The 11,789-nt window shown below is 70.6% G+C and carries 10 protein-coding genes and 1 riboswitch; of the genes, 4 read left to right on the top strand and 6 right to left on the bottom strand.

Annotated features, from left to right (window positions below):
- The 3 genes from ACFWJO_RS29795 to def form a co-directional block, all read left to right on the top strand.
- Positions 1 to 1,163: HD-GYP domain-containing protein (locus ACFWJO_RS29795; RefSeq protein ID WP_386870071.1), on the top strand; the 1,163-nt coding region annotated here is incomplete at its 5' end.
- Positions 1,164 to 1,242: 79 nt separating this feature from the next.
- On the top strand, positions 1,243 to 2,223 hold the full coding sequence (locus tag ACFWJO_RS29790; protein ID WP_345485738.1) for a hypothetical protein: 981 nt from the start codon (positions 1,243 to 1,245) through the stop codon (positions 2,221 to 2,223).
- A 113-nt stretch (positions 2,224 to 2,336) separates the two neighbouring features.
- Positions 2,337 to 2,966 carry a peptide deformylase gene (gene def / locus ACFWJO_RS29785; protein ID WP_384419829.1) on the top strand — a complete coding sequence of 210 codons (630 nt, stop codon included), beginning with the start codon at positions 2,337 to 2,339 and terminating at the stop codon, positions 2,964 to 2,966.
- Between the two features lie 87 nt (positions 2,967 to 3,053).
- On the opposite strand, the gene ACFWJO_RS29780 is transcribed toward def, so the two are convergent.
- The 6 genes from ACFWJO_RS29780 to ACFWJO_RS29755 all read right to left on the bottom strand — a co-directional run bounded on the left by ACFWJO_RS29780 (position 3,054) and on the right by ACFWJO_RS29755 (position 10,094).
- Positions 3,054 to 4,010, bottom strand: coding sequence for a ribonucleotide-diphosphate reductase subunit beta (locus tag ACFWJO_RS29780; protein WP_386870131.1), 957 nt, complete (start codon positions 4,008 to 4,010; stop codon positions 3,054 to 3,056).
- A gap of 53 nt (positions 4,011 to 4,063) precedes the next feature.
- On the bottom strand, positions 4,064 to 6,421 hold the full coding sequence (locus ACFWJO_RS29775) for a ribonucleoside-diphosphate reductase subunit alpha (RefSeq protein ID WP_386870068.1): 2,358 nt from the start codon (positions 6,419 to 6,421) through the stop codon (positions 4,064 to 4,066).
- A gap of 149 nt (positions 6,422 to 6,570) precedes the next feature.
- Positions 6,571 to 6,647: riboswitch (cobalamin riboswitch) on the bottom strand.
- 81 nt (positions 6,648 to 6,728) lie between these two features.
- The gene (locus tag ACFWJO_RS29770) at positions 6,729 to 7,241 is read right to left on the bottom strand and encodes a GNAT family N-acetyltransferase (RefSeq protein ID WP_386870066.1); all 513 of its coding nucleotides are present in this window, start codon (positions 7,239 to 7,241) and stop codon (positions 6,729 to 6,731) included.
- Between the two features lie 78 nt (positions 7,242 to 7,319).
- Positions 7,320 to 8,933, bottom strand: coding sequence for a monocarboxylate uptake permease MctP (gene mctP / locus ACFWJO_RS29765; RefSeq protein ID WP_386870129.1), 1,614 nt, complete (start codon positions 8,931 to 8,933; stop codon positions 7,320 to 7,322).
- An 11-nt stretch (positions 8,934 to 8,944) separates the two neighbouring features.
- Positions 8,945 to 9,199 carry a DUF3311 domain-containing protein gene (locus tag ACFWJO_RS29760; protein WP_384419821.1) on the bottom strand — a complete coding sequence of 85 codons (255 nt, stop codon included), beginning with the start codon at positions 9,197 to 9,199 and terminating at the stop codon, positions 8,945 to 8,947.
- A gap of 130 nt (positions 9,200 to 9,329) precedes the next feature.
- Positions 9,330 to 10,094, bottom strand: a complete 765-nt coding sequence (locus ACFWJO_RS29755; protein WP_128983038.1) for a GntR family transcriptional regulator — start codon at positions 10,092 to 10,094, stop codon at positions 9,330 to 9,332.
- A gap of 283 nt (positions 10,095 to 10,377) precedes the next feature.
- Between ACFWJO_RS29755 and ACFWJO_RS29750 the strand changes: the two genes are divergently transcribed.
- Entirely contained in the window at positions 10,378 to 11,670 is a 1,293-nt protein-coding gene (locus tag ACFWJO_RS29750) for an extracellular solute-binding protein (RefSeq protein ID WP_386870064.1), read from the top strand.
- Positions 11,671 to 11,789 lie beyond the last annotated feature (119 nt).

The following is an 11,789-nucleotide window of genomic DNA, read 5'->3' as shown; positions in this document are numbered from 1 at the left end:
AGGGCCTAGAAAAACCCGCCAATGCTTTGTCTTTTGGCTTCTTCCTTTCTTTCGGAGGGTTGCCTTGTTGGGGCCCCCGGCCGGGAGAGGGGGACTCCCCCCCCCCCCCCACCGCCGGAGCCCTCGCGTACGCGCTGCTCGGCCAGAACGCCGGCGAGGCCACCACCCACGGCGTCCTCCAGACCGTCGCCGTGGCCGTCGCGGCCGGCCTCGCCGGAACGGTCCCGCACGTGGCCCGCGGCAGCGACCCCGACCTCGACCACCTGGCCCGCCGCGTCCTCACCGTCGCCTTCACCGCCGCCTGCTTCCAGCCCCTCTACAACGCGGGCGCCGTCACCGCCCACCTCGGCCACGGCCCCTCGTACGCCCTGTTCCTGCTCCTGCTGCTCCTCCTCACCGCCCTGTGCGACGCGGTCCTCGCCGCCCTGCTGCACCGCGCCCGCACCGGCCACCCCTTCGGACCGCTGCTCCGCGACGAACTGCGCGCCCTGCCAGGCATCGGCTCCGCCGTCTGCGCCACCGGAGCCGTCATGGCCCTCGCGGTGGCCGTCGCCGGCCTCTGGGCGCTGCCCGTCTTCGCCGTCCCCCTGCTGCTCACCCAGGTCTCCTTCCGGCGGTACGCCGCCGTGCGCACCACCAGCCGGCAGACCATCGCCTCGCTCGCCCGGGCCACCGAGATCGCCGGCTGCACCCCGCCCGGCCACGCCCACAGGGTCGCCGCGCTCAGCCGGGCCGTGGGCCGGGAGCTCGGCCTCTCCGGGCCCGAGCTGACCGTGCTGGAGTCCGCGGCGCTCATGCACGACATCGGTCAGCTCTCCCTGGTCGACCCCGTGGCCGGCGGCGCCACCGCCCCGCTGCCCGCCGAGGAGCAGCGCAGGATCGCGCTGCTCGGCGCCGCCGTGGTGCGGCAGACCGGCGTCCCCGAGGCCGTCGCCCGGATCGTCGAGCGCCAGGCCGACCCGTACCGGGAGCAGCCCCTCCCGGCCCGGATCGTGCGCGCCGTCAACGCCTACGACGACCTCGCCGCGGGCAGCGCGGGCGGCGGTCTCGGCGCCCTGGAACGGCTCCGGCTGGGCACCGCCCGCGACTACCACCCGGCCGTCGTGGAATCCCTCGCCCGCGTTCTCGCGCGGGGCGGCGTCACCCCAGCTCCTCCGGGGTAACCCATGGGTAATGAGCGCGTGTCCGACCGGGCATGGTTGGATGCGAACAAGAGGGTGAAGCGACCGGCAGGCGGGAATCGTGAGGATCTTCGGGAAGGTACGGCATCGGCCCTCCGCCTCGTGGCGGCAGGCCACCGACCGCGCGTTCACGCTGATCGGCGACGGCCGGTACGAGGACGCGGGCGCGCTGCTCACCCGCGCGGCGGACCTGGAGCCCTGGCTGTCCGAGTCCTGGTTCAACCTGGCGCTGCTGCACAAGTTCCGGCACGACTGGGAGCAGGCCCGCGCCGCCGGGCTGCGCGCCGTCGCCCTGCTCGACAAGGAGACCGGCGCCCCCGACTGGTGGAACGTCGGCATCGCCGCCACCGCCCTGCAGGACTGGCCGCTGGCCCGCCGTGCCTGGCAGGCCTACGGCCTCAAGGTCCCCGGAGCCGCCTCCGGCACCGGCGAGCCGGCCGGCATGGAGCTGGGCAGCGCGGCCGTGCGGCTCTCCCCGGAGGGCGAGGCCGAGGTCGTGTGGGGCCGCCGCCTGGACCCGGCCCGCATCGAGGTCCTCTCCATCCCGCTCCCGTCCTCGGGCCGCCGCTGGGGCGAGGTCGTGCTGCACGACGGCGTCCCGAACGGCGAGCGCACCACCAGCGCCGGTCCCTCCTACCCCGTCTTCGACGAGATCGAGCTGTGGGCGCCCTCGCCCGTCCCCACCTGGGTGGTCCTCCTGGAGGCCGCCACCGAGGCCGACCGGGACGCCCTGGAGCAGCTCGCCGCCGACGCGGGCTTCGCCGCCGAGGACTGGTCGTCCTCCGTCCGGCTGCTCTGCCGCGCCTGCTCCGAGTCGACGATGCCCAGCGCCGAGGGCGAGGGCGAGCACCTGGACCCGCACGACCACAGCGAGCCCGGCCATCCCGGTCCGCTGGGCCACCGCTCGCCCGGCGAGCTGTGGGTGCCGGAGCGCGAGTGCGGCATCGCGGCGCCCGCCGGGCTGGTCCGCGGGCTGCTCGACGGCTGGGTGGCGGACAGCCCGGACAGCCGCGAGTGGCGCGATCTGGAAGAGGTCTGCTGAGCCCGGTGGCCCAGGCGGTGTCTCGCCGATCATGCCGGGCTCGCCGAGACACCCCCTCGGGCCCGTAGGCTGTCCTCCGACGGAATCGGGTTTTCAGAAGGGCGCGGCCGGACATGGCGCAGCAGGAGACGGACGAGCAGATCAACGACGGCTTCGTCGTGGACACGGAGGACTGCGAGGCGCGTGAGCTCGCCCACCGCGAGCGGGGCACCTCGCGCCCGATCACGGTCGTCGGCAACCCCGTGCTCCACCGCGAGTGCAAGGACGTCACCGAGTTCGACGACGAGCTCGCCCGGCTCATCGACGACATGTTCGCCAGCCAGCGCACGGCCGAGGGCGTCGGCCTCGCCGCGAACCAGATCGGCGTGGACCTGAAGGTCTTCGTCTACGACTGCATGGACGACGAGGGCGTCCGGCACGTCGGCCACGTGATCAACCCGGTCCTCCAGGACCTGCCGGCCGACCGCCGCCACCTCGACGACTCCAACGAGGGCTGCCTGTCCGTGCCGACCGCGTACGCCTCGCTGGCCCGCCCGGACTACGCCGAGGTGCACGGCAAGGACATGCACGGCAACGACATCAAGGTCCGCGGCACCGGCTACTTCGCCCGCTGCCTCCAGCACGAGACGGACCACCTGTACGGCTTCCTGTACATCGACAAGCTGTCGAAGCGGGACCGCAAGGACGCCCTGCGCCAGATGGAGGAGGGCACCCCGCGCTACCCGGTCGTCCCCAACGACTGACCCGCGCGCACGGCCGTACGGCGAAGGGCCCCGCTCTCCCCCCGTGGTGGAGCGGGGCCCTTCGCCGTACGGGCCGGAACGCGGGTCCTAGAAGTCCTCGTCCAGGTCCACCGAACCCTCGACCGCCACCTGGTAGGCGGACGGCCGGCGCTCGAAGAAGTTGGTCAGTTCCTGGACGCCCTGGAGCTCCATGAACGCGAACGGGTTCTCCGAGCCGTACACCGGGGCGAAGCCCAGGCGGGTGAGGCGCTGGTCGGCCACGCACTGGAGGTACTCGCGCATGGACTCGGTGTTCATGCCCGGCAGGCCGTCACCGCACAGGTCCCGGCCGAACTGGAGCTCCGCCTCGACGGCCTCCTTCAGCATGTCGGTGACCTGCTGCTGGAGCTCGTCGTCGAAGAGCTCGGGCTCCTCCTTGCGGACGGTGTCCACGACCTCGAAGGCGAAGTTCATGTGCATCGTCTCGTCGCGGAACACCCAGTTGGTGCCGGTGGCCAGGCCGTGCAGCAGGCCCCGGGACCGGAACCAGTACACGTAGGCGAAGGCGCCGTAGAAGAACAGGCCCTCGATGCACGCGGCGAAGCAGATCAGGTTCAGCAGGAAGCGACGGCGGTCGGCCTTCGTCTCCAGCCGCTCGATCTTCTCCACCGAGTCCATCCACTTGAAGCAGAACTGCGCCTTCTCGCGGATGGACGGGATGTTCTCGACGGCGGCGAACGCGGCGGCGCGGTCGTCCGGGTCGGGCAGGTAGGTGTCGAGCAGCGTCAGGTAGAACTGGACGTGCACGGCCTCCTCGAACAGCTGGCGCGACAGGTACAGGCGCGCCTCCGGGGAGTTGATGTGCTTGTACAGCGTCAGGACCAGGTTGTTCGCCACGATCGAGTCGCCGGTCGCGAAGAACGCGACCAGGCGGCCGATCATGTGCTGCTCGCCCGGGGACAGCTTGGCGAGGTCGGCGACGTCCGAGTGGAGGTCGACCTCCTCCACGGTCCAGGTGTTCTTGATGGCGTCGCGGTAGCGCTCGTAGAAGTCCGGGTAGCGCATCGGACGCAGGGTCAGCTCGAAGCCCGGGTCGAGCAGGTTGTTGTTACGGCTGGTCACTGGCAGGCCTCGCAGGACTCGGGGTTCTCAAGGGAGCAGGCGATGGCGTCGGCGTCGGGCGTCGCCTGCTGGACGGGGATGGTCGTGGCCTGGGCGGCGCGGGCGATCCGGGTCGCCGGGCGCGAGCGCAGGTAGTACGTCGTCTTCAGGCCCTGCTTCCAGGCGTACGCGTACATCGACGACAGCTTGCCGATGGTCGGCGTCTCCATGAACAGGTTCAGGGACTGCGACTGGTCGAGGAACGGGGTGCGGGCGGCGGCCATGTCGATCAGGCCGCGCTGCGGGATCTCCCAGGCCGTGCGGTACAGCTCGCGCACCTCGGCCGGCACCCAGCCGAAGCCCTGCACCGAGCCGTTGGAGTCGCGCAGCGCCTCGCGGGTCTGCGCGTCCCACACGCCGAGCTGCTTCAGCTCGTCGACCAGGTACGAGTTGACCTGGAGGAACTCGCCGGACAGCGTCTCGCGCTTGAAGAGGTTGGAGACCTGCGGCTCGATGCACTCGTAGACGCCGGCGATCGAGGCGATCGTCGCGGTCGGCGCGATGGCGAGCAGCAGGCTGTTGCGCAGGCCGACGGCGGCGATCCGCTCGCGCAGCGCGGCCCAGCGCTCCGGCCAGTTCAGCTCCACGTCGTAGTGGTCGGGGTGCAGCACGCCGCGGGCGGTGCGGGTCTGCTCCCAGGCGGGGAGGCGGCCGCCGCGCTCGGCGAGGTCGGCGGAGGCCTCGTACGCGGCGAGCATGATCCGCTCGGCGATCCGGGTGGACAGCGCGCGGGCCTCGGCCGAGTCGAAGGGCAGCTTCAGCTTGAAGAAGACGTCCTGGAGACCCATGGCGCCCAGGCCCACCGGACGCCACTTGGCGTTGGAGCGGCCGGCCTGCTCGGTCGGGTAGAAGTTGATGTCGACGACCCGGTCGAGGAAGGTGACCGCGGTGCGGACGGTCGCGTCGAGCCGCTCCCAGTCGAGGTCGCCGGTGGCCGTGTCGACGAACGCGCCGAGGTTGACCGAGCCGAGGTTGCAGACGGCGGTCTCGTCGTCGTTGGTGACCTCGATGATCTCGGTGCACAGGTTCGAGGAGTGGACGACCGTGCCGGGCAGGGCGGTCTGGTTGGCGGTCCGGTTGGAGGCGTCCTTGAAGGTCATCCAGCCGTTGCCGGTCTGCGCGAGGGTGCGCATCATCCGGCCGTAGAGGTCACGGGCCGGCATGGTCTTGCGGGCCAGGCCCGCCTCCTCGGCCTTGCGGTAGGCGGCGTCGAACTCCTCGCCGTACAGGTCGACGAGCTCGGGCACGTCGGCCGGGGAGAACAGCGACCACTCGGCGTCCGCGTTGACCCGGCGCATGAACTCGTCCGGGATCCAGTGGGCCAGGTTGAGGTTGTGCGTACGGCGGGCGTCCTCGCCGGTGTTGTCGCGGAGCTCCAGGAACTCCTCGATGTCCGCGTGCCAGGTCTCCAGGTAGACCGCGGCGGCGCCCTTGCGGCGGCCGCCCTGGTTCACGGCGGCGACGGAGGCGTCCAGGGTCTTCAGGAACGGGACGATGCCGTTGGAGTGGCCGTTGGTGCCGCGGATCAGCGAACCGCGGGCGCGGATGCGGGAGTACGAGAGCCCGATGCCGCCGGCGTGCTTCGACAGGCGCGCGACCTGGTGGTAGCGGTCGTAGATGGAGTCCAGCTCGTCCTGCGGGGAGTCCAGCAGGTAGCAGGAGGACATCTGCGGGTGGCGGGTGCCCGAGTTGAACAGGGTGGGGGAGGAGGGCAGGTAGTCGAGCCGGCTCATCAGCCCGTACAGCGCCGCCACTTCGTCCACGGCGCGCGAGGAGTCGTCCTCGGCCAGGCCGGAGGCGACGCGCAGCATGAAGTGCTGCGGGGTCTCGATGACCTTGCGGGTGATGGGGTGCCGCAGCAGGTAGCGCGAGTAGAGGGTGCGCAGACCGAAGTAGCCGAAGCGGTCGTCGGCGGCCGGGTCGATCGTCGCGTCGAGGCGGTCGGCGTGCGCGGCGACGAACGCGGCGGTGCGGTCGGCGATCAGGCCCTCGCGGTGGCCGACGGCGACGGAGGCGGAGAAGGACACCGCGCCCTGGCCGGCGGCCTCCTCGGCGATGGTGATCGTCAGCAGCCGGGCGGCGAGCCGGGAGTACGCCGGGTCCTCGGCGATGAGTCCGGCGGCGGCCTCCGTGGCCAGCTCGCGCAGCTCCGCCTCGTCCGAGCCGGGGTGCCGGCCGCGGAGGGCGGCGGCGGCGACCTTGCCGGGGTCGGTGTCCGGGAGGTCGGCGGTGAGATCGGTCAGGGTGCGCAGCAGCGCGGTCCCGGGGCCGTCGTTCTCGATCGCTGCGGCCGGATCGGCGGGCGCGATGGTCACGTGGGGGCTCTCCCTCGCTCGGCTCGGGGCCAGGGCGGGAGGCGGGAACGGGCGGGCCGTACGCACGGCGCGCCGCGTCCACCGGCCCATTCCGCGAGGCCCGGACGTCTGTGGCACCCGGAACGGACGGACCGGGCGCACTGTCGGCAGGTCCTCGGACTCACGTCGTACGGAAGCGCACGAAGTACACCGTTGCGGGACAGTTCCGGATTTCCACCGGATTCCCCTGCGGCGACAGCGAGGAAGAGCATACATGTGGGGGGCGCCTCCCATGGCACCCCCCACATGTTGTGTGTCGTTTGCGCTCCTACAACTCCAAGGAGTAGCAGAGCAGAACGAATTCGGGCCGGTCCGGGATGGGGTGCCAGTCCCGCTCGGGGGCGCGGTGGAAGCCCAGGCGCTCGTAGATGCGGTGCGCGGTGCGCATCCCGGTCTGGGTGGACAGGACGATCCGCTCGCAGCCCGGGACGGCCCGCGCGCGCTCGACACAGGCCCGGACCAGCGCTTCGCCGACGCCGCGGCCGCGGGCCGCGTGGGCGACGGCCAGCATCCGGATCTCGGTCTCGCCCTCGGTGGCGCGGTCGCCCATCACCCCGGGGGCCGGAACGAAGGTCACGCCGCCGAGGACGGTGCCCGCCGCCTCGTCGACGGCCACGAGCACGTCGGCCACCTCGGCCCGCCCCGCCACGTTCCGCAGGTGGCCGTAGTACCAGTCCTCCTCGCCGTGGAGGAGGTGCCCGTCGTCGAGGTAGGCCCGGCCGGTGATGTCGCCGAGCGTCCCGTACTCCTCCGGCCGTACGTCTCTGATCGTGAAGTCCATGGCACAGTCTCCACCTTGAACGGATCCGCCCGCCGACCGGGGGTCCGGTCGGCGGGCGGAACGTGTGGTGCGGAAGGATCAGTGCCCGGCGGCACCGACCTTCGGCAGCTCGGTGACGACGCCCGCGTCGCCGGCGTCGGCCGTGTAGTCCTCGGGCGCGGTCTCGTCGACGCCGTCCGGCGCCTTGACGGCCTTCAGGACGAAGGTGAGGACGACCGTGACGAGGACGTTGAGGACGAAGGCGGTGAGGGCGATGTACCCCATCTCGCCGATGCCCGGGATCTCCGCCGCGGAGCCGCCGAAGTGCTTCTGCGTGGGGCTCGCGACCCCGTAGGCGGTCCAGGTGCCGTAGATCATGCCGACGGCCCAGCCCGCGAGCAGGGCCCAGCGGTGCATCCAGCGCGTGAACAGGCCGCCGACCAGGGCCGGGAAGGTCTGCAGGATCCAGATGCCGCCGAGGAGCTGGAAGTTGATGGCGACGGTCTTGTCCATGGTGAGGACGAAGACCAGGGCGCCGACCTTCACCAGGAGCGACACCAGCTTGGAGACCTTGGTCTCCTGGGCCGGGGTGGCGTCCTTCTTGATGAAGTCCTTGTAGATGTTCCGGGTGAAGAGGTTGGCGGCGGCGATCGACATGATCGCGGCGGGCACCAGCGCGCCGATGCCGATGGCGGCGAACGCCACGCCCGCGAACCAGGCCGGGAACATGTTCTCGAAGAGCTGCGGGATGGCCAGCTGGCCGTTGGTGACCTTCACGCCGGCCGCGATCGCCATGAAGCCGAGCAGCGCGAGCAGACCCAGCATGAGCGAGTACAGCGGCAGGATCGTGGTGTTGCGGCGGATCACCTCACGGCTCTTGGAGGAGAGGGTCGCCGTGATCGAGTGCGGGTACATGAACAGCGCGAGCGCCGAGCCGAGCGCCAGCGTCGCGTACGTCCACTGGCCCGCCTCGCCGGGCACGAGCGCGCCCTTCGGCTTGCCGGTGGCCGGGTTGGTCTGCGCGTACGCCTCGCCGGCCTTGGCGAAGATCTCGTCGAAGCCGCCCAGCTTGATCGGGATGTAGATGATCGCCACCGCGATGACGATGTAGATCAGGGTGTCCTTGACGAAGGCGATGAGCGCGGGCGCGCGCAGGCCGGAGGAGTACGTGTACGCGGCGAGCACGCCGAAGGCGATGAGCAGCGGCAGGTCCTTGACGAACCAGTTGGTGTTCTCGCCGCCGCCGACGCCCATCACGTCCAGGACGGCCTGGATGCCGACGAGCTGGAGCGCGATGTACGGCATGGTGGCGAGGATGCCGGTGACCGCGACCGCGAGCGACAGGCCCTTGGAGCCGAAGCGGCCGCGGACGAAGTCGGAGGTGGTCACGTAGCCGTGCCGGTGGGAGACCGACCACAGGCGGGGCAGGAAGGTGAAGATCAGCGGGTAGACCAGGATGGTGTACGGCACGGCGAAGAAGCCGGCCGCGCCCGCCGCGTAGATGGCCGCGGGGACGGCGACGAAGGTGTACGCGGTGTAGAGGTCGCCGCCGAGCAGGAACCAGGTGATCCAGGTGCCGAACGAGCGCCCGCCCAGGCCCCATTCGTCGAGGCTGTGCTCGTTCTCGGCCTTGCGCCAGCGCGCGGCCATGAAGCCCATGACCGTGACGGCCAGGAAGAAGAAGACGAAGACGCCGAGAGCGACGCCGTTCACGCCGTCGTTGTTCACTTCGCCGCACCCCCCTTGCGGGCGCGCTGGTCACGCTGCCACAGCTGGTAGGCGACCATGGTGAGCGCGGTGGACACCACGACCCAGAGCATCTGGTACCAGTAGAAGAACGGGACGCCGATGAAGGTGGGTTCCACCTTGGCGTACGAGTTCACCCAGAGCATCGCGACGAACGGCGCGAAGAGGCAGAGCGCGATCACCACTCTGAGTGGCGTGATGACCGGTTGTTTCCCTTGTGTGGCTTCTGACATGGCGAAACCGTCCCCTCGCTGATCACCTCGTAATGCCGAGGAAATCTAGGGGACGGTTTCGTTTCTAGGAACCCCTGTCCGTATAACGGATCAACCGTCAGTCGCGGGCCGGACCGGCGGTGCGGCCGGTTCAGCCGTTGGGGCGCTGGAGGCGGGCGACGAACTTGTAGCGGTCGCCGCGGTAGACCGAGCGCACCCACTCCACCGGCTCGCCGTTGGCGTCGAGCGAGTGGCGGGAGAGCATCAGCATGGGCAGGCCCACGTCGGTGCCGAGCAGGCCGGCCTCGCGCGGGGTGGCGAGGGAGGTCTCGATGGTCTCCTCGGCCTCGGCCAGGTGGACGTCGTACACCTCCGCGAGCGCGGTGTAGAGCGAGGTGTACTTGACCAGCGAACGCCGCAGCGCGGGAAAGCGCTTGGCGGACAGGTGGGTGGTCTCGATGGCCATCGGCTCGCCGCTGGCCAGCCGCAGCCGCTCGATGCGGAGGACCCGTCCGCCGGGGGAGATGTCGAGGAGACCGGCGAGGGTGTCGTCGGCCGTGACGTAGCCGATGTCCAGGAGCTGCGAGGTGGGCTCCAGGCCCTGGGCCCGCATGTCCTCGGTGTACGAGGTGAGCTGGAGGGCCTGGGAGACCTTGGGCTTGGCCACGAAGGTGCCCTTGCCCTGGATCCGCTCCAGGCGGCCCTCGACGACCAGCTCCTGCAGGGCCTGACGGACCGTGGTGCGGGAGGTGTCGAACTCGGCGGCGAGCGTCCGCTCGGGCGGGACCGGCGTGCCCGGCGGCAGGGTCTCCGTCATGTCGAGCAGGTGCCGCTTCAGGCGGTAGTACTTGGGCACGCGCGCGGTGCGGGTGGCGACGCCGCCCTCTGTCTCGGTGTTGCCCGCGTCCGTGGCCATGGCCTGCCTCTCCGACTCCTGTGCTGCTGCCGTCACCGGCTCCTCCGTCTGTCGCGGCTCACATGGTGGCACGGACCGGTCACAGGTCGTCGCCCTCCCTCAGGTGTCGGTCCGATAACGGACGCGACTGCCCTTCTTATACACCCTTGACACCCCTAAAGGTCTAGGCCAAGCTCCGGGTACTGGTCTAAACCATTAAAGACCAGGTCCCAGCCCCACAGCATTACTCGACGTATGTCTTCGCGCGGTGGTGGGGGGAGCAGGCATCCCTGAGGAGGGTGGCGTGAAGCGCAAGCTCATCGCGGCGATCGGCGTCGCGGGCATGATGGTCAGCATTGCCGCGTGTGGTTCCGACGGCGGCGACAAGGGGGACAAGGGCAAGGCCGACGGCGGCGCCAAGACCCTGACCGTCTGGGTGATGGACGGTTCCGCGCCGGACGCCTGGACCGCCGAGGTGAACAAGGCCTTCGAGGCCAAGCACCCGGGCGTCAAGGTCAAGGTCGAGAAGCAGCAGTGGAACGGCATCCAGGAGAAGGTCACCACCGCCCTCTCCGAGGACACCCCGCCGGACGTCCTGGAGCTCGGCAACACCCAGACCGCCGGCTACGCGGTCACCGGCGGCCTCGCCGACCTCACCGGTGACAAGGCCAAGCTGGGCTACGACGGCTGGAACAAGGGCATGCTCGCCTCCAACGAGCTGGACGGCAAGCTCTACTCCGCCCCGTGGTACGCCACCAACCGCGTCGTCGTCTACGACAAGGCGGCCTTCAAGAAGGCCGGCGTCACCCCGCCGAAGACCCGCGCCGAGTGGATCGAGGGCCTGAAGAAGCTCAAGGCCTCCGACCCGAAGAGCCAGCCGATCTACCTGCCCGGCCAGAGCTGGTACGTCCTCGCCGGCTTCGTCTGGGACGAGGGCAGCGACCTCGCGGTCAAGGACGGCGACAAGTGGAAGGGCAACCTGTCCTCCCCCGAGGCCGCCAGCGCCATGAACTTCTACAAGGAGCTGGCCTCCTACTCCACCGCTCCGAAGGACAAGGACGAGGCCACCCCGCAGCAGTCCACCGACGTCATCCCCAAGGGCGGCGTGGCGTCCTGGATCGGCCTCGGCTGGGAGGCCGGCGGCGCGATCGACGCCATGAAGAAGGCCGGCAAGACCGCCGACTTCGGCTACTTCCCGATCCCGGGCAAGACCGCCGACAAGCCGGGCTCCGTCTTCTTCGGCGGCTCGAACCTCGCCGTGGCCGAGCGCTCCCAGAACAAGGAGCTCGCCAAGGAGTGGCTGGCCCTCGCCGCCGGCAAGGAGTACATGGCGAAGTACGCCGCCGCCACCGAGGGCGCCCTGCTCCCGAACAACGACGCCGCGCAGTTCACGCCGGCCGCCGGCTCCTTCGCCGAGGCCATGAAGCTGTCCGCCTCCGTCGGCAAGATCACCCCGGTGACCCCGGGCTGGGCGAACGTCGAGACCGCCCCGAACCCGATCAAGGACTACATGACCAAGGTCCTGAAGGGCGAGGACGCCAAGACCGCCGGCGAGGCCGCCGACAAGGTCATCAACGAGCGCATCAACCAGCAGTGATCACAGCCCGGCGGGGGGGGGGGGGGGGGAGGGGGGGGGGGGACGGAAGGGGGCGGCATGTGGGGGAGACTGTCCCCCTCAAGCTTTCCTGTTTTCCGGTGTGGTGCCATAAGGAGGAG

Origin of the sequence: Streptomyces sp. NPDC127092 (genome assembly GCF_042722475.1) — a bacterium.
Lineage (GTDB): Bacteria > Actinomycetota > Actinomycetes > Streptomycetales > Streptomycetaceae > Streptomyces.
This window is presented reverse-complemented; position numbering and strand designations above follow the sequence as displayed.